This is a genomic window from Flavobacterium foetidum, assembly GCF_004634245.1.
Classification (GTDB): domain Bacteria; phylum Bacteroidota; class Bacteroidia; order Flavobacteriales; family Flavobacteriaceae; genus Flavobacterium; species Flavobacterium foetidum.
The window spans coordinates 25,537-46,069 of the sequence record NZ_SJTF01000022.1 but is presented as its reverse complement, the minus strand read 5'-3'; the positions used below and the strand labels follow the sequence as shown (position 1 = coordinate 46,069).

Sequence of the window (20,533 nt, the reverse complement as noted above, 5' to 3'; positions counted from 1 at the left end):
ATTAAATTAGATTTTTTTAATTCTATCCTCAAATATCTAAATCTGCGCAAATCTGCTTTAATCTGTCTAAATCTGCGTGAAAAAATCTTACGCAAAAAGTATTTCACGCAGACTTTAGAACATTTCAGCAGATTAAATTAGATTTTTTTTTTCTACAATCATATCTAAATCTGTGTAAATCTGCTCAATCTGTCTAAATCTGCGTGAAAAAACCTTTACGCAAAAAATTAGATTTTTTATCATTTGTTAAATTTTTTCCGAATTGCATAAAAGAACTTTGCACCACAAAATTTTAAAACTATGAACTGGATTATTTTAATCATCGCAGGCTTATTTGAAGTAGCCTTCGCCTCATGTCTTGGAAAAGCAAAAACAACAACAGGAGCAGAAATGTATTATTGGTATATTGGATTTTTTATTTCTCTAACCGTAAGTATGCTTTTACTGATGAAAGCTACAGAAACACTGCCGCTAGGAACTGCATACGCTGTCTGGACAGGAATTGGTGCGGTCGGAACTGTTTTGGTTGGCATTTTGGTTTTTAAAGAACCCGCGGCTTTTTGGAGATTATTTTTCCTTACGACTTTGGTCGGTTCGATTATTGGACTTAAAGCGGTTTCGCACTAATCATAAACTTCTCATTAAACTTTGTCAAATTCTGAACCTTTGACAAAGTTTTTTTTCTTCTAGCAAAATTACCTGCAGCTTTCATTTAACATTTCTTCCTTATATTTTTCCGTAATTTTGCATAAAACCCAAATTACATGAAACGTTCCGGTACAGCAGATCTTCCTTTACATTATGGACATGTTCCTTTATGGCTTGCTGATCGTATGTCTAAATTGGGTTTTGCTATCGTCGAGACTATCGCCTTAGAGTTTTCGACTTCTGAAGTAATTTCAAAACTGAGCAATCCGTTTTGGTTTCAGAGTTTTGGAGCGGTTATGGGAATGGACTGGCACTCATCTGGAATCACGACTTCTGTTTTGGGAGCTTTAAAAAAATCAGTCAACCCGCATTCAAAAGAATTAGGAATCTACATCTGCGGTGGCAAAGGCAAACATTCAATGGCAACACCACAGGAACTCTTATTTGTGGGCAACAAAACCGGATTGGATGGAAACGAACTTGCCAATTGCAGCAGATTGACCGCCAAAGTCGACAACACGGCAATTCAGGACGGATTTCAGCTGTATCAGCATAATTTTATCGTAGATGCTAAAGGGCAATGGGCGGTTATTCAGCAAGGAATGAATCCAGATTCTAAAACCGCCAGAAGATATCATTGGCATTCTAAAGATTTACAATCTTTTATAAACGAACCGCATACTTTTATTTATGGTGAAAATCAGGGGTCCATACTTAATCTGACTGCCGGAACAGCCGAAAAATCCAGAGCCGGAATTTTGGAGCTTACCAAAGAATCTCCAACAAAAATCATGAAAGAAATCCAGCATCTTAGCATGCCTGCACATCACGATGTACGAGTTGAAGATGTCAATATGAAACGTCTAGGAGCCATGCTTTGGACAACTCATGAAAACAAACCCGAAGATTTTGAGGAACTCCTGCTCTTAAAAGGAATGGGGCCTCGCGCATTGCAGTCACTAGCTTTGGTGAGCGAAGTAATCTACGGCACTCCTACCCGTTTTGAAGATCCTGCACGTTTTTCTTTCGCTCATGGCGGAAAAGACGGTCATCCGTTTCCGGTTCCAATCAACATTTACGATGAGACCATCAATACGCTGCAAAAAGCGATAAATCGTGCCAAAATCGGCAATACTGACAAAATGGAAGCCATCAAAAAACTGTCTGAAATTTCTAGAAACGCTGAACAAGGTTTTACCCCAAACGATAATTTAGACGAATTAATACAAAAAGAAAGAGCCGAATCGTACAAATACGGAGGCAAAACCGTTTTTGGCGATGCAAAACCTCCAAAAAGCAAAATCATACTTCCCAATAACCAATTAGGTTTGTTTGATTAATTCAAAAAAAAAAGAAAAGAATTCAACAGCAACATACACCAAGGTTTCAACCTTGCAAGTCTTTATAATTAAGAAACATACCAATAATTATCTAATTGTCATATTATCTAATTATCTAATTGTCATATTATCTAATTATCTAATTGTCAAATTACCTAACCGAAACGTTTAATGCATTTTCAGCATCACATGATAAAAAAATAGCATTTCACAACATTATTCTCTACCCTATCTTTGTCAGCAAATACAACCAAAATAATTAAAGAAAATGACATTCAGCCATACGATTAAATCTTTTGATGAATTAACCAATCACGAATTGTACGATATGCTTCGGTTAAGAAGCGAAATTTTCGTAGTAGAACAAAATTGCGTTTATCTGGATTTAGACAACAAAGATCAGAAAAGTTTTCATTTGTTATATTATGTTGACGGAGCATTATCGGGCGTAACACGTTTACTTCCAGAAGGTTTGTCTTATAATGAAAGTTCTATCGGACGAGTGGTAATTGCACCCTCTCGCCGCGGATTAGGTTTGGGAGTACAATTAATGGAAGCTTCTATTGCCGGCTGTGAAGAGAAATTCGGAAAAAGTCCAATCAGAATCAGTGCGCAATATCATTTGTCTAAATTTTACCAATCACTTGGTTTTGTGGAACAAGGCGAAGTTTATGATGAAGACGGAATTCCGCATATCGAAATGTTGCGTGCCTAACGCTACGGACTGATTAGTTTTAAAACATTGGCCAGCACCGGATTATGGTCTTCAGCACGCCAATTGATGTACAAATCGGTTTCAAGAGGCAGTTTGATAAATCGAATTCCGGGTATTTCATGAAAAAGATACGAATCAGGCAAAATCGCAATTCCGAGTCCTTTTCGAACCAAAGCAATTATCGTGGATCCAAATTCAGAATGAAGATGCACTTCTGGAGCATTTTCGAAAGAATTGAATAATCGTCGAATCAAATCGCTGTAGCTGCTGCCTTCATCGTTTGTGGGCAATATAAATTTTTGAGAAGCAAGCGTCTCTTTGGTTAAGTCTTCTGGAGTTTGATACGGATGATCTTCAGGAACTACAATCGCTAAATGATCGGTATGTATTTTTTTGGATTGAATGTCTTTGGCATGATTAATATCTCTTAAAATCGCCAAATCGATTTTATAATTACGAAGGTAATCCAGCTGATTCTCGTAAAGAACCTGAACCAATTTGATTTTAAGTTTCGGAAAAGCATCAGAAATACGCGATAATATTTCGGGCATCAGCGAAGCCGAAATCGAATCGGGATGCGAAATGGTAATGGTACCGCTTTCTCCCAGCTGAATCTGGCGGGCAGATTGATGAATAAATTCGAGTTTATTCAATTCGACTTCCCATTTCTCTTTTAAGAATTGGCCCGCTGCTGTAAGTTTTACATTGCGTTTATTGCGCTCAAACAACTGAATACCAAGCTGATTTTCAAGAGACTGAATCTGACGGCTCAGGGCAGACTGCGTGATATTCATCTTTCCGGCTGTATTCCAAAAATGAAGTTCGCGCGCCAAAGCCAGAAAATATTTAATTTGCTGTAAATCCATTGATGCAATTTACGCATTTATTAAAACAAAAAAAACGTTTTTTACGCATTAAAAATAAAAATATGGAAACCCTAAAAATAAAAAAAGCAGACGTTACTGATGTGCTGCAAATACAAGCCATAGGAAGGCAAACTTTTTCTGAAACATTCTCGGATGTAAATTCAGAAGAAAACATGAATAAATATCTAGACGAAAGTTTTGCCATCGAAAAGCTTACAACAGAACTCAACAATTCATCTTCCTATTTTTATTTGGCTGTTTTGGACGAAAAAGTTGTCGGTTATCTAAAATTAAACACTGCCGACGCCCAAACCGAAAAAGAAGCCCCAAATGCATTAGAAATAGAACGCATTTATGTTGCCAAAGAATTTCATGGCAAAAAAGTAGCGCAAGCATTATACGCGCAAGCCGAACAAACTGCCCACGAACTAAAGGCGGCTTATATGTGGCTTGGCGTTTGGGAAAAAAATTTCAGAGCTGTAAGTTTCTACACCAAAAACGGATTTGTGCAATTTGATACGCATATTTTTAGATTAGGCGACGACGAACAAACCGATTTAATGATGAAAAAAGTGCTTTTTTAAAATCCTAAAAATGAAAAAAAGACAACTTTTATTGATTTTGCTGATACTCGGCACGGCTTTTTGGGGCATTTCTTATTCGGTCACTAAAATGGCGATTGGAGATAGTTCCCCAAACGTTTTCCTTTTCTACCGTTTCGTCATGGCCGTAATCGTATTGAGTATTGTTTTTTGGAAATACGTTAAAGACACCAATCTAGAAGCCGTAAAAACAGGTTTTTTACTTGCCGTTCCGATGTTTTTAGGGATTCAGTTGCAGACTTTTGCCTTAAAATATACCGATGCGTCTCAGTGTTCTTTTATTGCAGGATTAACGGTAATTATTGTTCCGCTACTAAAATTAGCCCTTTACAGAACCAATACGCCTTTAAAAATCTGGGTTGCCGCTTTCACCGCTTTAACGGGTTTGTTTATAATTGCGATAAAAGATAAGTTCATCATAAATTTCGGCGATTTGCTAACGATTTCTGGCGCATTTGCTTTCGCCGTATATCTTATTTCGGTCGAAAAACATTCTGCCGGCAAAAACCTTTTGTACTCGATTGTGCCTATGTTTTCGTTTTGCGCCCTATTTACTTTTTGTCTCGCGCTTGCAGATTCCCAAGCCGTTTGGTTTCCCGAAAACAATACTTTTTGGATGGGTGCTGTTTACTGCGCCTTGTTTTCGACCGCTTTTATGTACACGGTATCCAACATTTCGCAACGGTATTTATCAGCAGAACGTGTGGCGGTGATTTACTTGTTTGAACCTGTTTTTGGCGCCATCGGAGCTTTCTTTATTTTAGGCGAAAACCTTTCCTGGCGTTTACTTTTGGGTGGCGCTTTGATTTTTTCTGCTACGATTATTTCTGAGGTTAAGGGGAGGAAACAGAAAGTTTTGGGAAGTGTTGAATCGGAAACTGAAATTTAAAATGCTAATCAACCATAGAAATTAAGATATTTCTTTATGTTTTTGAAGGAATTAGCTAAAATTTTAAATCCTTATCTGGATTTGGAATAAGGATTCTCTTTTGAAAATTAAGACCCTTGATCTTTTTAGGAAGATTGAGGGTTTTGTTTTTTTACGGATGGTGAAAATACCGTATAAGTACTTGTTGATTTGGCTTTTATAATTGTTACACTTGTATTATTTTTTTATGAATTATGGATTTCCGTAAAATAATTGAATATCAAAAAGTAATCTTTGCAAATAGAAAATAAAATTAATATTTCCTTTTTACTAATAAATTAACAAAATATGTTCGATTCTACAGATAGTCGTTATCGTTTTAATGAAATGAAAAGTGGCACCATATATAGGCGGTTTAAGCAAAAAGATAAATATATCACTACAGATATCTTAAAACCAATTATAAAAGAAATACCAGCTCATGGCAGCTACGGCGCTTTATTGTTTACTGTCCAATGGAAAAATAAAAGAAATGAAATTCTATTACGTGATGGAAAATGTATAATATGTCTTTCAATTGAAAATCTTCAAGTTCATCATCGTCAATATCATTTTATAGTACGTGAAAACAAGTTCAAACTTCCTTGGGATTATGCTGACTATTTACTAATAACTCTTTGTGAATCATGTCATCGACGTGGTCATTCAAAATATAAAGTACCAACAATTAACATTTAATTTTTAAAATATGGGACTGTTTAATTTTTTTAATGGAAAACAAAACTCAAATAATCATAATTCACAAGAAAATCCTACCAATCCACTTGCTGAAATTCCTGAAAATATTTTTCTTGAAAAAGAAAAACAAACAACAGAATCTATTCAAGATGAACGAATTACACCAAATATTGATAATGGCATCTCAGTATTATTTGCATTTATTGAGAAGAACTATGAAGGAAAGGGATATGACGATGCTTTAATAAATCCTGATAATACGCATCTTGCACAGAATATTGAAGCTTTAAAAAATGACTTGGAAAGAACAATTAGAAAAATAAAAACTTTTTATGAAGATTTTATTCGCGAAATAAACTTTCACATTGAAACTAGAAGTCGTAGCGGAATGGTTGATACTGTTGAAGAACTTACCGTAAGAAAAGACACGGCTGAAGAACACATAAACCAAATACTTGATATTGAAAATGAAGCAAAAGAAAATAGAGGAATTGGTTATGGAATTATTCTAAGCTATAAAAGAGGATTTAATAACGGTTTAGCTGCGATTTCTCATCACTCTATAATGAAAAAGAACTTTTGATTATGAAAAATCTATGGGTAAAATTTGGTTGTTTTCTTACAGGATACAACTATAGAATTGTAGTGAATTGTAGTGAAATTTCCGTAAAAACTGTTAAAAGATATACATCTGCATTACTGATAGTCTGCCTTCTTTGGGCATTTATTGGCTTTTCTTTCACAAGCAGATACCTTGCTGGTAATACGATTGCATCAATTTCTGGATCAATAATCTTTCTAATTATTATAATACAAATTGAAAGACAGATAATATTAGCAATTAACCCCAATAAATGGCTTTATATAACTAGAGGAATTATTGCAATTACTATGGCCATTATTGGGTCTGTAATTCTTGATCAAATTATTTTTCAACAAGATATTGAGCTTGAAAAAATCACTTTTATTGATGCTAGAGTTAATAAGGCTCTTGATTCTAAAACTCAAGAATTAAGAACACAAATTGATGATTTACAAAAAGCAATCACTAAAAAAGAAACAGAAAGACAAAATTATATTACTGAAATTGCACTTAATCCTACATCAATAATATATTCAACAACTTCAACCAATCAAACTGAAAAAAATGTCACATTTGATCCAATCTCAGGAAATAATGTTACGACTGAAAAATCTGTACCTGTAAAAGTAATTAATACTTCAAATGTACCTAATCCGAAAATTTCTATGATTGGTCCATTAGAAAAATCTATTACTGAATTAAATGTTCAAAAATCTAAAAAAGAATCTGCTCTTTTAAATATTCGTCCTCAACTCGAAAAAGACATCTCCAGTAAAGTAGGTTTTTTAGATGAACTGGAAGTGATGTGGAGTTTAATTTCTAAATCAAGTGTTGCGTTAGCAATATGGCTAATTTGGTTTATACTTCTTTTCGGAATTGAAATGTTAGTTTTAGTTAGCAAAATTTTTGAGGATGAAAATGACTACGATCGAATAGTTAATCATCATATGATGCTACAAATGAAAAAACTTGATCTATTTGCAGAAATGGCTAAAAGTTAATCTCAAAAATATTTCATAATAAACAAATATGTCACGTAAGAATTGAAAATCTTATGTAATAAAATTTTACCTAGAATAAAAAGTATCATTAAATAAAAAAAGAAATGTCAATAGAAGTAACAGGAAAACAAATAGCTAGCGATAAAATTACTATAAAAGATGTATTTGGAGAAGATATGTGGTATTGCATACCAGATTATCAGAGGCCATATGTTTGGGGAGAAGATCAAATTAGTTCTTTATTAGATGATATTTCTCATTCTGCAATAAATACCCCAGATAGTCAATATTTTCTAGGATCATTAGTCTTACATTGCGAACCAAAAATTATTAAAGACACCTCATATTACGAGAATAGTGTTTTAGATGGTCAACAAAGACTAACCACTCTGTATATCTTACAATCGGTTATTCGAGATTTAGCAATTGATCCAAGATTGAAAGCTACTTGTGCAAAAGCAATATTTCAAGAAGGTAATCCATATGATGGTATACCAGAACGTCTACGTATTGAATTTGCTATCCGAAAGGAAGTTGAAGACTTTATAAATACTTTTATAAAATGTGAAAATGGCACTCAAAAAAAAGAAGAATTATTAAATCTAGTTAAAAATTCTAAAGATGTTTCCATAAGAAATATGGCAAATGCTGTTTTAATAATAACAAAATGGTTTTTGAATGATGATAACATAGATATAAATATATTCTTTTCATATTTACGACAATATGTAATATTAGTTTATGTTGCTAGTAGTGAATTAGAAGACGCTTTTAGATTATTCACAGTTTTAAATGACAGAGGAATAAGACTTCGAAATAGTGATATTCTAAAAGCACAAAACCTAAAAGAAGTAAGTACACAAGAAAAACAAACTGAATATGCTAAATATTGGGAAGATTTAGAAGGTGAATTAGGAGAAGACTTTGATCAATTTTTATCTTATATAAGAACTATATTAGTTAAAGAAAAAGCTCGCCATAATTTATTGAAAGAGTTTGAAGACAACATATATCAGCCTAAAAAATTTAATCATAGTACTAAACAATATGAAAAAGCAGAACCATTACTAAAAAAAGGAGATGATACATTTGAAATTATAAAAACTTACAAAGGTCACTTTGATACTATTTTTAGTGGTAACAATTATAATATCTGCAATAATTGGGCTTTTGATAATCTTATTAAAGTCATGCAAGATACTGCATTATCAGATATTTGGATACCTCCATTATTAGTATTTCGCGAAAATTTTGGAGATTATAAAATTCTTAATTTTCTACAACTTTTAGATAATAAATTCTCAGGAGATTGGATTGGTAGAGAGACACCAACTGCTAGAATTGAGGCCATGAATACTATTATAAAAAAAATTGAAGAAACAGCTATTTTAAAAGAAATCTCAAAAGAAGATAAAATAAAGATACTTTTTGATGATATTAGTTTCAAATTTAATAGTTCGTTATTTCTTTCTGATTTAGATGTAAATACAATTTACGGGAGAAGATTTGCAAGATATATCTTGAGAAAGGTAGACTTTTTACTTGATGCACCTTTATATTCAGAAAAACGTAGTTCCTACAATGAAATGTCGGTTGAACATATTCTCCCTCAAAATCCAGAAGAAGACAGCAAATGGGTCGCTGATTTTTCAGCCAGCGAAAGAGAAGAATGGACACACAAACTTGGTAACTTGGTGCTCATTAGTAGAAGAAAAAATTCTGGTCAAGGCAGACTGGATTTTGCAGATAAGAAAACTAAATATTTTGTATCCAGCATCGAATCATTTCCAAACTCATTAGTAGTTATGCAAAAATCACAGTGGACTATAAATGAATTAAAGGAAAACCATAATCAACTAATTAATAAAATCAAAAAGCATTATAAAATATAAGATTAACTATTTACAATGACTCTTATAAAGCGCAAATCCAATTTGCACTTTTCTTAGTCACTATAAAACAAATCTCAATTTCGTCAAATTAAACAATTATATATTTATAACGAATAATGACCTTTTGTCCAACCATTAATAAAAGAAAGTATTACAAATTATTCTTAGCGTGGACCCAATTAAAATTATATAACAACTCCGAAAAATTCTATAACTAAAAAATTCGACCTCGCATCTATTTTTGGTCAAAGAAATTCTTAAATGCTTTCTCAAAAATTACGAACCATTTAATACCAAAAGCAAGATATGATTTACGCAAAAAATGATTTGACCCGCTTTTTAGATGCACAAAACAAGCTTTATCTTACTGCATTTTCTGAGATAAAAAAAGGAAAAAAAGAAACAAACTGGATGTGGTTTATATTTCCACAAATCAAAGGACTTGGAAAAAGCTCTCTTTCTGATTATTACGCGGTTGCCGATTTACAAGAGGCCGAGGCTTTTCTTAATCATCCAATTTTAGCTAAACATTTAATCGAAATCTGCAAGCTTCTCTTAACGATGAAAAAGAAGTCGGCCGAAACTATTCTTGGCGAACTTGGGGCTAGAAAACTTCGCTCTTCTATGAGCCTTTTTGTGCAGACACCAAATGCAGATCCTGTATTTCAGGAAATTCTGGATACTTTTTTCTACGGAAATCTGGATCCGCTTACGCTTAATTTCACTCAAAAAACAGCCGTACATACTGCGGAGCCTGTTTTATCTTAATCTCTAAACTTCAAATAATTACGCCATAATTATATTTGATTTTATATATAAATTTTCCTTAAAAAAAAGCCTGTAAAAATTATATTTACAGGCTTTTTTTACTTTCAAAATCTTAATTCTACCATCCTTTTACAGCACCGCCTTTAAATTCGCGTTCTGCCGCTTTTTCTACTTCTTCAGATTGAAAAGCCTGTAAAAACTGTTTTACTTTTTCTTCGTTTTTATTGTCTTCACGGCTCACCACCAAGTTTACATAAGGAGATTCTTTGTCTTCTATAAACAAGGCATCACGAGACGGAACCAATCCTGACTGAGACGCAAAAGTGTTGTTAATGATTGCAATAGCAACATTTTCGTCGTCTAAAGCACGAGGAAGTTGAGGCGCTTCTAATTCCAAAATCTTCAGGTTTTTTGGATTACTGATGATGTCGGTAACTTTTGGCAATAAGCCAACGCCTTCTTTCAATTTCAGCAAACCGTTTTTCTGCAACAGCAATAAAGAACGTCCGCCGTTTGTAGGGTCGTTCGGAATGATAATCGTGCTTTCGTTTTTAAGCTCTCCAAGCGTTTTTATCTTTTTAGAATAAGCCGCAATCGGATATACAAACGTGTTTCCGATAATAGCCAATTTATAGCCACGCTGTTTTGATTGCTCGTCTAAATAAGGTTTATGCTGAAAAGCATTCGCATCGATATCTCCTTGGCTCAAAGCCTCATTCGGAACCACATAATCGTTAAAAGCGACTAGTTCGACTTCTAATCCGAATTTTTCTTTTGCTACCTTTTTGGCTGCTTCGGCAACTTTTAATTCAGGTCCGGAAGCTACTCCGACTTTAATAAAATGCGGATCGTTGTTTTTAGTTTTTCCGCAGTTAGCCACCACAAATGATAAGGCTATAATTCCTGCTGTTTTAAATAAGTTCATTTTTTTTGTTTTTTTTTTTTTTCTAACATTTAACTCTTAACTCTTAACTTTCTCACGATTAAGTTATCGATGATCAAATCGTTTGGACAAGGCATCTCCCACAAACTGAATCAGGAATACCAAAAGCACTAATAAGGCTAAAACCGAATTCATGGTTACGGCATCATAACCAATATATCCGTATTGATAGCCCACTTGTCCGAGACCGCCAGCGCCGACCGCACCACCCATGGCAGAATAGCCAATAAGCGTAATCAGTGTGATCGTTGCCGCATTGATTAAAGATGGCAATGCTTCTGGAAGCAATACTTTGTAAACAATCTGTAGTGGTGTTGCTCCGAGCGCTCTTGCCGCTTCAATCAATCCTGACGGAAGGCTCAAAAGGCTGTTTTCGACCAAACGGGCAATAAAAGGGGCTGCGCCAATACTTAACGGAACCAAAGCCGCACTCACTCCAATCGAAGTTCCGACAATAGCGCGGGTAAACGGAATCATCCAAACAATTAAAATGATGAATGGAATCGAACGAAAAACATTGACCAAAACCGATACTGTTCTGTTTAAAATCGGCTGTTCTAAAATTTGGTTTTTACGGGTAAGAAAAAGCAGAATTCCTGTTGGAAGCCCCAACAAAAAACCGAAAAATCCTGATACAAAAGTCATCACGATGGTTTCCCATGTTCCTTTTAACAATAAATCAATAAGAGAATCAGACATAACCTAAAATTTCTGTTTTAATGTGTTTTGAATTGAAATACTGAATGGCGGCATTGTAATTTTCGCGTTTTCCTGAAAGTTCAAGCAGCATTACGCCAAAATTAACTTCGCCCGCCTGATCCATTTGTGCGCTTACAATTTTGAAATCGGTATCAAAAAGTCTGGAAACCTCTGAAATAACGGGTTCGTTTACCGATTTTCCGGTCATTTCCAATTTCAATAACGGATTTAAATTTCCGTTATCTTCCTTTTGTAATTTTTCTTGATAGACAGACGGAATCTCAATATGAAGAGAAGAAGAAATAAATTCTCGCGTCAATTCATGTTTCGGATCGGCAAAGATTTCGCCCACACTGCCCTGCTCTATTAATTTTCCGTGGCTGATTACGGCAACTTCATCACAAATTGATTTTACGACTTCCATTTGGTGCGTAATCAATAAAACGGTAATATTCAGTCGTTTGTTGATGTCTTTCAGTAAATTTAAAATAGATCGGGTTGTAGCGGGATCGAGCGCGCTGGTCGCTTCATCACACAATAAAACTTTCGGATTATTGGCCAAAGTTCGTGCAATCGCTACTCTTTGTTTCTGTCCGCCCGAAAGACTTGCCGGATAATCGTTTGCTTTTTCGACTAAACCAACCAATTCCAATAATTCCAAAACACGGGTTTTGATCTCATTTTTTGAAGCGCCGACTAATTCCAGCGGAAAAGCCACATTCTCAAAAACCGTTCTGGAAGAAAGCAGGTTAAAATGCTGAAAAATCATTCCGATCTGTCTTCTTTCAATCGCCAATTCCGAATCGGATAACCACATTAAAGCTTTTCCGTCTACAATAATTTCTCCCGATGTTGGTCTTTCCAGCAAATTGACGCAACGAATCAAGGTACTTTTTCCAGCGCCCGAAGTTCCGATAACGCCAAAAACCTTCCCCTGAGGCACCTTTAATGAAACATCAGACAAGGCTGAAACTATCCTGTCTTTCTGATGAAACGTTTTGGTTACATTTTTTAATTCAATCATTTCTATTTTCAGATTTGCAAAACAAAAAAGCCTTTCAACGATTTATGAAAGGCTTTTTGAAATAAATAATATTGTTTTTATAGAGAAGCCCAATCATCGAATTTCATAACAACATCACAGCACATCATTGTACTGCTGTTATAATAATTCTTCATAGTAAGGCTTTTATTTCTCATTGTTGCTGCAAATTTAAATAGTTAATTTCAATTTTTAATCATAAATCATTAAAACTTTTATTAACCTATCAACATAATAGACTACTATAACGATTGCCTTTATTTTCTATCAGTAAATATTATTTTTTAACAATCCTGAATATGATCGCAGAACTTTACCTTAGTCCAAACTAAACCATTCTTGAACATCTTCTTTAATGGTTTCATTAGTTTGAATACTTTCAAATTCGTTTGTTGTGGCATTGTAGGTATAGTCTTTTTTCCATTTTTTATAATGAAGCGTACTCTGCTCAATTGCATCGCAGATAAATTCAAGTTCATTATTAGTCATAATCGGATGAAGTGACAAACGCACCCAGCCAGGTTTATTGGTTTGATTTTTCTGAAGAAGCTCAGTCGTGATGGCTCTTGATCGTTTTTCGTCGATATTAAACAAATAATGCGCATAGGTACTGGCACATGACCAACCGCCGCGAACCTGTATTCCGAAACGGTCATTTAAAAGCCTCACAATCAAATTGTAATGAATCTCTTCAATCACAAACGAAACACATCCAATACGTTCGCTTTTCAAATCTCCCAAAACAGACAAACCGTGAATTTTTTGGAGTTTTGAAAAACACAGATCAAGAAGTTCTTTTTCTCTTTTGGCAATCTTTTCGACACTCATTTTATCTTTTAACTGCAATGCCAAAGCCGCTCTCATTACTTGTAAAAACCCTGGAGTTCCGCCATCTTCCCTTACTTCTATCACATCGCTGTAACAATAATTCCCTAACGGATTGGTCCATTTTACATTTCCTCCTCCTGGATTATCCGGAAAATCAGATTGGTATAATTTTTCATTAAACACCAAAACACCGCAAGTACCAGGCCCGCCGAGAAATTTATGAGGCGAAAAGAAAATCGCATCCAAATACGCTTCTGGATCTTCTGGATGCATATCGATTTTTACATAAGGAGCCGAAGCCGCAAAATCGACAAAACAGAGTCCGTTGTTTTGGTGCATGATTTTAGCTAATTCATGATAAGGCGTAATAATTCCGGTAACATTAGAACAAGCGGTAAAAGAGCCGATTTTTAGACTTCTGTCTTTGTATTGATTTAGTTCTTGAGAAAGGATTTCAGGGTCTACTAAATTGTCTTCATCAGCTTTCAGAATTACAACATCAGCATTGATTTCGTACCACGGAACCTGATTGGAATGATGTTCCATATGGGTAATAAAAACAACCGGTTTATCATTTTCGTCTTCATAGTTTTTTCGAAGCCCCATAACGCGCTGCAATTTTGATAGCGCAGCCGTCATTCCTGTCCCGGTGGTAACCAAAACGTCTGATTCACTGGCATTCACATGTCGTTTAATAATATCCCGAGCATGCTGATAAGCATAGGTAGAAGCTTTTCCTGTCTGACTAGAAAATGAATGCGTATTGGCAATCATCGGGCCGATCTTATGGAGCATAATCTCTTCGATCGGGCCGTATAATCTTCCGCTGGCCACCCAATCTGCATACAACAGATCCTGCTGTCCGTAAACCGATTCAAAATTATGATTTACACCTATTGTGTTTTGTCTGAACTCCGAAAAATAACGTTCTAAACTTACTGGTTTTGTTTTCTCAATAGCATTCATTTCCCTATCACTTTTTAATTAACTAACTATTTTTATTATTGATTGAATCTTTCGAAAAATTCAAAAGTTCGAAGCAACTGATCAATTCTTTGGCGATTGTCCCCACTTCTCGTAATTTCATGGCTTGCATTTGGCTGTCGTACATATTCTACTGGTTTTCCTAAAACCTTAAGCATTTTATACAGCATCTGGCTTTGTGTAACTCCGGTTCTGTAATCGTTATCTCCGTGAATGATTAAAAACGGAATATTGATGTTTTCAGCATAATTCAGCGGTGATTCGCGTTCTAAAATGGCTTTGGTTTCTTTTTCCCACGGATAGCCGCCCCAATATCTCGGAACCATTCTCCACACATTTCCTTCCCCGAAAAAAGTATTCAATTCATAAACCCCGCGCTGTGCCGAAGCTGCCTTAAAACGTTGATCGTGGCTTATAATCCAAGTAGTCAAATATCCCGCATACGAACCACCCGTAATAAAAAGCCGATTGGTATCTGCCCAGCCCAATGCTGTAGTTTTGTCTAAGGCTGTAAGGACATCGCTGGACGGTCCAGGTCCCCAATCTTTAATGTTCGACCTCAAGAACTTTTCGCCATAACCCGAAGACCCTCTCGGATTGCTGTATAAAACTCCATAACCTTGAGCTGCAAAAAATTGGTATTCGAGCCACATACTAGCATCACCGGGACCAAACATTGATGCTGGACCGCCATGAATCTCCGTTAGTAATGGATATTTTTTGCCCTGTTCAAAACGAGTGGGTTTTGTTACCCAATATTCGATTTCAAGACCTTTTTCGTTTGTAAAAGTGTACTTTTGAGGAAAACTGATTGCTTTGTTTTTCAACCAATTGGTATTGAATTCTGAAACCAATCTTGGTTCTTTTAATTTCAAATCTGAAATATAAAGTTCTGATGGATTCTGCACTTCTGTTTTAGCGAAAGCCAAAACGCCATTATTGAAATCGTAATCTGTAATTCCCTGATCAAAAGACGTTAAAGTTTCTACCTTCAAAGTATTTAACGGAACCGTACAAAGCGCATGACCGCCATTGCTTGAAGAGGTAAAATAAAGCTGTCTATCGTCTTTAGAAAAACGGACATTTGTATTATTTCGATCATATTCAATCACTTTGCTTTTGGCAGAGGGATTTTCTAGACTAAAAATATTCAGAACCGGAATTGATAAGTTATTGCTGATGCTTTCCTGATACGCCAATTGTTTTCCCGAAGGCGAAACAGCCAAAAGCTGGAATACCTTATTTTCTGCTCCTAACAACTCAGTAAGAGCAGTTCCGTCAGTGTTGATAGTATAAATTTTGTTTTCTAGAACGCGATCCGGATGTCTTTTTTCGTTAAGGCTTCCGTTGAAAGCAATTTTGGTATTGCTTATAAACGAAGGATTTGAATGAGAATAAAATCCTTTTGTGACTGCTTTTTCTTTTGAGCCTGGTTTGGCATCGATAATAAAAATATGTGTAAAACGCAATTCGCTGCTCACTGCAGTTTCTGTTTGAAAATGCAGTTTGTCAACCACTTTTGCTTTTTTATCTTTTTCGTTGTTTTCCAAATAAGCTCTGATTGCTTCTATACTTCCGTTTGGATCGGCTTTAGTTTTATTGGGCTTCAGGTTTTCGTTTGCCTCAAATCCGGGTTTTTCAAAACTCCAAAGGGGCAATTCTTTTTTCGGATTTAAAACTGAATCCTTGATTAATTCATTGATTTGTATCGATGCAGTAAACAAAATCTGTTTTCCGTCTGGGCTCCATTTTGGATTTCCGGCGCCGTATTTTGTCTCGGTCAGCTGTACGGCTTCTCCTCCTTCATCCACTTTAAACAAAAATAGCTGCGATTTTCCTTTTACATTTCTGGTAAAAGCAATTTGTTTTCCGTCTGGACTGAAAACCGGAGAACTCGATGCTTCTTTTCCGAAAGTTAGCTGTCTCGGGGCATTGTTTTTTGCGGTTTTGGTGATCCAAAGCTGGGTATCGTAATCATAATCTAGAGCATTTTCTGGATTTTTGATGATGCTTTTTACCGTAAAAACGGCATTTTGTCCGTCTTTGCTCAACTCCACATCTCCAACTGTTCTGATTTTTAGAAGATCCGTAACCTGAATGAGTTCTTTTTTTTGCTGACTGAAACAACAGACAGAAGCAATCAGGGCTAAAGCGATATATATTTTTACTTTTTTCATTTCTTTTAATTTTTAACATTTTCCAAAATCAGTTTCATGAATTCTTCTCCCGAAACTTCTCCTTTCTTTTTAATAAAATCTTTTGGCGTATTGTCTCCAATTTCAAACACCAAAGCTTCTGTTTTGTAAGTTTCAAACAAATAACTGAACAGTGTAAACGTTGGCGGTTTAAAATAAAGAGGCTTTACATGTGGCGTATAATTCGGAATCCCGTCTTTTACTTTATTCAGCCAATTGGGTACAAAACCGGGAATATTTCCTTTGAGATTAGGATCTACTGTGTAATAAATATCGTCGTGTGTGGAGTGAAAATCAATCGCAAACCAAAGTTTGTTCGAATCTTTGATTTCATTTTTCAGAAAATCGCGAACGGCTCTCGTTTCTGGCTGATTGAATTCATTATAATCACGATTCAAGTCGATTCCACCCGAATTGTGTCTCCAAAAACCGCCATCAACACCATCGGGATTCAGAAGAGGAATGACGTACACTTCAAATTTCTTTCTGAATTTTTTGGCCAATGGTGTATCGGCTGTTAAACTTTCAACAAAAGCCTCGAGAGCGTAATGTCCCGTAACTTCTGGCGGGTGATTGCGTCCTGAAATCAGGATTTTGTTTTTAGAAGAAGGATTTCCGATACTGAAAACCGGAATTTTTCTGCCTTCGGCTGTCAATCCAATCGAAGCCTCGGCAGTGTTGTTCTTATTTTTTAAGGATGAAATCCATTGGCTTATTTCTTTAGAAGTTTTAAGTTCCTGCGCCGCAATCCAAGTCGTGTCTGTGCTTACTTTTACTTTCAGAACATAGTTGGAATCTTTTTCCTTTTTCACGAAAGTGCCGTTTTCAGAGGCTTTCCATTGTTTTCCGTCGGTGCTGATTTTCGCATTGTAACGGTGTCTTACGTTTGGCGGATAATCAAAGCGAATCTGGATTTCCTTAACTGTTTTTGACCAAACTTTAAAAGCATACCACGGACTTCCGTTTATCGGCGCATTTTCTGGCGCAATCAGGACACTAAAGGTATTGTCGTCAAGTTTAACGACCCCGTTAAGGCGTGCGCCAACGAAATCATTTCCAAAGAAAACTTCATTACCGGTTTTATCAAAAACCCCTTTCCACTGTTTTTCAACAGGACGTGTTACGGTCGAAACTGCCGTAATGGGATCTTGTCCCTTAAAGCCGCTTTTGACTTGGGCATTTGTTGCAATGACAGACCATATTGCTGCTGAAAAAAATAATCTGGTTTTCATCTTTTCTATTTTACTTTTTTGTGAATGTTGTTTTGCCATTTCGAACGAATTTACAAATGGCAAAAGTCAAATTATTTATCCAAAAGAGACTTAAGTGTTGTCTGCAAGTCTTCTCCACGAAGATTTCTTGCTACAATTATTCCGTTCGAATCCACTAAATAATTTCCTGGAATCGCTCTCACTCCGTATAATTTAGCAATAGTACTGTTCCAATACGTCAATTCTGAGACTTGCAGCCAGTCAAGATTGTCTTCTTGAATTCCTTTTATCCAGTTTTCTTTCTTTTTATCTAAAGAAATTCCAATAATATTGAATCCTTTATCGTGAAATTCTTTGTAAGCGGCCACGATATTTGGGTTTTCTTTTCGGCATGGCGCACACCAAGAAGCCCAAAAATCGACTAAAGTGTATCCTTTTAAGTTTTCAGAAAAGCGAACTGGTTTCCCTTCGGGATTATTGGCAGTAAAATCAGGGGCTTTTTTACCAACCGCCAATCCGTTCAAAACGGTTACCAGTTCTTTTAGTTCTTTCACGTAAGTGGAATTTTGCTGGCTTTTATCTAATAAAGCAATATTTTGCGTAATCTGATCAGGAGTCAGTCTGTACGACCAGTTTCTGTACAAAACATAAGCCGACACTATAGAGTTTGGATGTTCTGTAATGAATTTGCTGATCTCTACATCTTTCGTTTTTCTATAAACGTCAAACAAATCTTGCGTGGCAGAACCTTCGACCACCGAAGTGCTGTAATATTTCTTCGGACTTAATTTAACTGTGATTGGCCCTTTTTCAAGGAAAATATAAAGCGGATTATTTGCCGTATTAACACTCAAACCATATAATTCTGGCGTTTTGACTTTGGTTTTAAAACTAAAACTGCCGTCTTTTACTTTTACCGAATCAATGGTTGTAAACATTTTATTGTGAAATTTCTGGAGATAAACATATTGTGCAACGGTATCTACAACAGTTCCTTTTAACTGCAAATTGCTTTCTTGTGCCTGAGATTCTGTTATCCCAAAAAACAAAACTAAACCTAATAGTATCTTTTTCATCTTATTTGTTTTTAGTAAAACTTTGCCAAAGCGAAATGCATTGACAAAGTTTCGGTGGTTAATTATAATTGGTTTTAGTATAATTTATTAGCTGATAATTCTGTGTTTGCCGGCGGAAAAATATAATTCGCATCTGAAGGCAAAACCGCCGGAGTCTGTAATTTGTTGTCTCCTTTTGCCGGAAGTGCTTGCAGGTTTCGAAGCAAATCGGGACCACGGAAACCTTCTCCCAGCAATTCGATTCTGCGCTCTTTCCAGATTGCGTCTATTAATTGGTTTTGATTTGAAGTGATCGAAGCAGCGAACGTGTACGAAGCATCAGATCGCTGATGAACCGCAGTTAAAAGATTGGCAGCCAATGTTAGGTTTCCCGTTTTAGCAGCAGCTTCCGCATAATTCAATAACACTTCAGAATAACGAATCACAGGGATGTAATCTAAAAATGGCGATGGTTTGGCAAATTTTCTAAAATATTGTTTTCCAGAAACTGTTCTCGTCAAATTACGTCTGTTATCTGTTGACCTCCATTGTGCATCGCCCAAAATTCCCGTTGGGTTTAGGTAATACTCTAAATTAGTATTGTAGATATAAGCAATAGAGGATTGTCCTGTATACGAATCTAGAGAACTCATCGGAATACTGAAAATAGACTCGACAGTAGCATAGTTCGAAGAAAAAACCACTGTAATATCTGATTGTAAGGCATGTTTAACCTCACTTGCTGTAGTAGAAAATGGCGCTTGTGTCTGAGGAGCTAATTTTGCTGCTTCTTCAATTACTTTTGTCCAGTTATTCAAAGTAAGATAAACTCTTGTTTTTAAAGCAATTGCAGTACTCACATGCGCTCTTGTGGTGTTAAGGTCAGCGGTTGTATAACTCTGAGGCAATGCGGCTTCGGCTTCGTCTAAATCTTTTAAAATCTGCGTATAAATTTCTGCTACAGAACTTCTTGCCAAATCATTATTGGCTGTGCCGGTTTCTGCTTTTAATCGCAGCGGGAGTCCTTTTGAAGCTCCTGCGTCTTTATTATAAGGCTGCCCGAAGTTTATGACCAAAGTATAATAGGCTAAGGCTCTGATCAGCTTTGCCTCCCCAATATATTGTTTTGCTTTTTCTTCTGTAATTACGCCCTGATTTACGGCTAAACCTTCAATCAAAATATTTGCATTATTAATTGCCGAATAAGCCTGTGCCCAAAGATTGTTGATGTCATTTGATCCTGAGCTGTAGGAGTTGTTCCAGCTTTCGTAACCTGTAAAGTTGTTTGCCGTTATGTTGATAAAATCTTCTCCACGCTGGTCTTGATACAGCAAAATTCGGCCTCCGTACAAACTGGCACCTTTAAATGCCTTGTAAATCCCGTTTACCAATCCTTCGATTCTGGCTGGAGTTTTAAAAATGTCTTTGTCTGAAACTGTCGTTTCTGGAGCAATATTTAGATCTTCATTGTTTTCGCAGGAAGTCAGTATGATTCCGGAAAACAGCAATAAAGTTAAAACCGATGTTTGGTATGATTTGAAATATGTTTTCATGA

At 35.7% G+C, this 20,533-nt stretch carries 19 protein-coding genes; 10 read left to right on the top strand and 9 right to left on the bottom strand.

Annotated features, from left to right (window positions below; genetic code table 11):
- The first annotated feature begins 300 nt into the window (after window positions 1-300).
- From E0W73_RS20695 to E0W73_RS20685, 3 genes are all read left to right on the top strand, one after another.
- On the top strand, window positions 301-627 hold the full coding sequence (locus tag E0W73_RS20695) for a DMT family transporter (RefSeq protein ID WP_135223950.1): 327 nt from the start codon (window positions 301-303) through the stop codon (window positions 625-627).
- Window positions 628-764: 137 nt separating this feature from the next.
- Window positions 765-1,988, top strand: coding sequence for a DUF763 domain-containing protein (locus tag E0W73_RS20690; protein ID WP_135223949.1), 1,224 nt, complete (start codon window positions 765-767; stop codon window positions 1,986-1,988).
- Between the two features lie 268 nt (window positions 1,989-2,256).
- Window positions 2,257-2,703, top strand: coding sequence for a GNAT family N-acetyltransferase (locus E0W73_RS20685; RefSeq protein ID WP_135223948.1), 447 nt, complete (start codon window positions 2,257-2,259; stop codon window positions 2,701-2,703).
- A 2-nt stretch (window positions 2,704-2,705) separates the two neighbouring features.
- Here the strand turns inward: E0W73_RS20685 and E0W73_RS20680 are convergent, their stop codons facing one another.
- Window positions 2,706-3,569, bottom strand: a complete 864-nt coding sequence (locus tag E0W73_RS20680; protein ID WP_135223947.1) for a LysR family transcriptional regulator — start codon at window positions 3,567-3,569, stop codon at window positions 2,706-2,708.
- Between the two features lie 62 nt (window positions 3,570-3,631).
- On the opposite strand from E0W73_RS20680, the gene E0W73_RS20675 reads away from it, so the two are divergent.
- From E0W73_RS20675 to E0W73_RS20645, 7 genes are all read left to right on the top strand, one after another.
- Window positions 3,632-4,153 carry a GNAT family N-acetyltransferase gene (locus E0W73_RS20675; RefSeq protein WP_135223946.1) on the top strand — a complete coding sequence of 174 codons (522 nt, stop codon included), beginning with the start codon at window positions 3,632-3,634 and terminating at the stop codon, window positions 4,151-4,153.
- A 10-nt stretch (window positions 4,154-4,163) separates the two neighbouring features.
- Entirely contained in the window at window positions 4,164-5,060 is an 897-nt protein-coding gene (locus E0W73_RS20670; protein WP_135223945.1) for a DMT family transporter, read from the top strand.
- A gap of 327 nt (window positions 5,061-5,387) precedes the next feature.
- Window positions 5,388-5,777, top strand: coding sequence for an HNH endonuclease (locus E0W73_RS20665; RefSeq protein WP_135223944.1), 390 nt, complete (start codon window positions 5,388-5,390; stop codon window positions 5,775-5,777).
- A 10-nt stretch (window positions 5,778-5,787) separates the two neighbouring features.
- Window positions 5,788-6,360: a hypothetical protein gene (locus E0W73_RS20660; RefSeq protein ID WP_135223943.1), complete on the top strand. Its 573-nt coding sequence runs from the start codon at window positions 5,788-5,790 to the stop codon at window positions 6,358-6,360.
- Window positions 6,361-6,362: 2 nt separating this feature from the next.
- On the top strand, window positions 6,363-7,361 hold the full coding sequence (locus E0W73_RS20655; protein WP_135223942.1) for a DUF4407 domain-containing protein: 999 nt from the start codon (window positions 6,363-6,365) through the stop codon (window positions 7,359-7,361).
- Between the two features lie 104 nt (window positions 7,362-7,465).
- A complete protein-coding gene (locus E0W73_RS20650) occupies window positions 7,466-9,253 on the top strand; it encodes a DUF262 domain-containing protein (protein ID WP_135223941.1) in 1,788 nt (595 codons plus the stop codon).
- Between the two features lie 306 nt (window positions 9,254-9,559).
- Window positions 9,560-10,021 (top strand): DUF1810 domain-containing protein, encoded by a 462-nt coding sequence (locus E0W73_RS20645; protein WP_135223940.1) that lies wholly within the window; start codon window positions 9,560-9,562, stop codon window positions 10,019-10,021.
- A gap of 118 nt (window positions 10,022-10,139) precedes the next feature.
- On the opposite strand, the gene metQ is transcribed toward E0W73_RS20645, so the two are convergent.
- The 8 genes from metQ to E0W73_RS20605 all read right to left on the bottom strand — a co-directional run bounded on the left by metQ (window position 10,140) and on the right by E0W73_RS20605 (window position 20,531).
- Entirely contained in the window at window positions 10,140-10,946 is an 807-nt protein-coding gene (gene metQ, locus E0W73_RS20640; RefSeq protein WP_135223939.1) for a methionine ABC transporter substrate-binding lipoprotein MetQ, read from the bottom strand.
- Window positions 10,947-11,009: 63 nt separating this feature from the next.
- Window positions 11,010-11,663: a methionine ABC transporter permease MetI gene (gene metI, locus E0W73_RS20635; RefSeq protein WP_135223938.1), complete on the bottom strand. Its 654-nt coding sequence runs from the start codon at window positions 11,661-11,663 to the stop codon at window positions 11,010-11,012.
- The gene (gene metN, locus E0W73_RS20630) at window positions 11,656-12,687 is read right to left on the bottom strand and encodes a methionine ABC transporter ATP-binding protein MetN (protein WP_135223937.1); all 1,032 of its coding nucleotides are present in this window, start codon (window positions 12,685-12,687) and stop codon (window positions 11,656-11,658) included. The genes metI and metN overlap by 8 nt, the downstream gene beginning before the upstream one ends.
- A gap of 336 nt (window positions 12,688-13,023) precedes the next feature.
- Window positions 13,024-14,499 (bottom strand): aminotransferase class V-fold PLP-dependent enzyme, encoded by a 1,476-nt coding sequence (locus E0W73_RS20625; protein WP_135223936.1) that lies wholly within the window; start codon window positions 14,497-14,499, stop codon window positions 13,024-13,026.
- A gap of 35 nt (window positions 14,500-14,534) precedes the next feature.
- Window positions 14,535-16,694 carry a S9 family peptidase gene (locus E0W73_RS20620; protein WP_135223935.1) on the bottom strand — a complete coding sequence of 720 codons (2,160 nt, stop codon included), beginning with the start codon at window positions 16,692-16,694 and terminating at the stop codon, window positions 14,535-14,537.
- A 5-nt stretch (window positions 16,695-16,699) separates the two neighbouring features.
- Window positions 16,700-17,944, bottom strand: coding sequence for a M14 family metallopeptidase (locus E0W73_RS20615; protein WP_162847740.1), 1,245 nt, complete (start codon window positions 17,942-17,944; stop codon window positions 16,700-16,702).
- Window positions 17,945-18,015: 71 nt separating this feature from the next.
- Window positions 18,016-18,999, bottom strand: a complete 984-nt coding sequence (locus tag E0W73_RS20610; RefSeq protein WP_135223933.1) for a TlpA disulfide reductase family protein — start codon at window positions 18,997-18,999, stop codon at window positions 18,016-18,018.
- Between the two features lie 74 nt (window positions 19,000-19,073).
- Window positions 19,074-20,531, bottom strand: a complete 1,458-nt coding sequence (locus E0W73_RS20605; RefSeq protein ID WP_135223932.1) for a RagB/SusD family nutrient uptake outer membrane protein — start codon at window positions 20,529-20,531, stop codon at window positions 19,074-19,076.
- Window positions 20,532-20,533: the final 2 nt, after the last annotated feature.

What these genes read in the sequence shown, in the direction of transcription:
- metQ (WP_135223939.1), bottom strand. Translation starts at nt 10,946, where the DNA reads ATGAACTTATTTAAAACAGCAGGAATTATAGCCTTATCATTTGTGGTG.
- E0W73_RS20670 (WP_135223945.1), top strand. Translation starts at nt 4,164, where the DNA reads ATGAAAAAAAGACAACTTTTATTGATTTTGCTGATACTCGGCACGGCT.
- E0W73_RS20680 (WP_135223947.1), bottom strand. Translation starts at nt 3,569, where the DNA reads ATGGATTTACAGCAAATTAAATATTTTCTGGCTTTGGCGCGCGAACTT.
- E0W73_RS20615 (WP_162847740.1), bottom strand. Translation starts at nt 17,944, where the DNA reads ATGAAAACCAGATTATTTTTTTCAGCAGCAATATGGTCTGTCATTGCA.
- E0W73_RS20655 (WP_135223942.1), top strand. Translation starts at nt 6,363, where the DNA reads ATGAAAAATCTATGGGTAAAATTTGGTTGTTTTCTTACAGGATACAAC.
- metN (WP_135223937.1), bottom strand. Translation starts at nt 12,687, where the DNA reads ATGATTGAATTAAAAAATGTAACCAAAACGTTTCATCAGAAAGACAGG.
- E0W73_RS20660 (WP_135223943.1), top strand. Translation starts at nt 5,788, where the DNA reads ATGGGACTGTTTAATTTTTTTAATGGAAAACAAAACTCAAATAATCAT.
- E0W73_RS20625 (WP_135223936.1), bottom strand. Translation starts at nt 14,499, where the DNA reads ATGAATGCTATTGAGAAAACAAAACCAGTAAGTTTAGAACGTTATTTT.
- E0W73_RS20675 (WP_135223946.1), top strand. Translation starts at nt 3,632, where the DNA reads ATGGAAACCCTAAAAATAAAAAAAGCAGACGTTACTGATGTGCTGCAA.
- E0W73_RS20650 (WP_135223941.1), top strand. Translation starts at nt 7,466, where the DNA reads ATGTCAATAGAAGTAACAGGAAAACAAATAGCTAGCGATAAAATTACT.
- E0W73_RS20610 (WP_135223933.1), bottom strand. Translation starts at nt 18,999, where the DNA reads ATGAAAAAGATACTATTAGGTTTAGTTTTGTTTTTTGGGATAACAGAA.
- metI (WP_135223938.1), bottom strand. Translation starts at nt 11,663, where the DNA reads ATGTCTGATTCTCTTATTGATTTATTGTTAAAAGGAACATGGGAAACC.
- E0W73_RS20645 (WP_135223940.1), top strand. Translation starts at nt 9,560, where the DNA reads ATGATTTACGCAAAAAATGATTTGACCCGCTTTTTAGATGCACAAAAC.
- E0W73_RS20605 (WP_135223932.1), bottom strand. Translation starts at nt 20,531, where the DNA reads ATGAAAACATATTTCAAATCATACCAAACATCGGTTTTAACTTTATTG.
- E0W73_RS20620 (WP_135223935.1), bottom strand. Translation starts at nt 16,694, where the DNA reads ATGAAAAAAGTAAAAATATATATCGCTTTAGCCCTGATTGCTTCTGTC.
- E0W73_RS20695 (WP_135223950.1), top strand. Translation starts at nt 301, where the DNA reads ATGAACTGGATTATTTTAATCATCGCAGGCTTATTTGAAGTAGCCTTC.
- E0W73_RS20685 (WP_135223948.1), top strand. Translation starts at nt 2,257, where the DNA reads ATGACATTCAGCCATACGATTAAATCTTTTGATGAATTAACCAATCAC.
- E0W73_RS20690 (WP_135223949.1), top strand. Translation starts at nt 765, where the DNA reads ATGAAACGTTCCGGTACAGCAGATCTTCCTTTACATTATGGACATGTT.
- E0W73_RS20665 (WP_135223944.1), top strand. Translation starts at nt 5,388, where the DNA reads ATGTTCGATTCTACAGATAGTCGTTATCGTTTTAATGAAATGAAAAGT.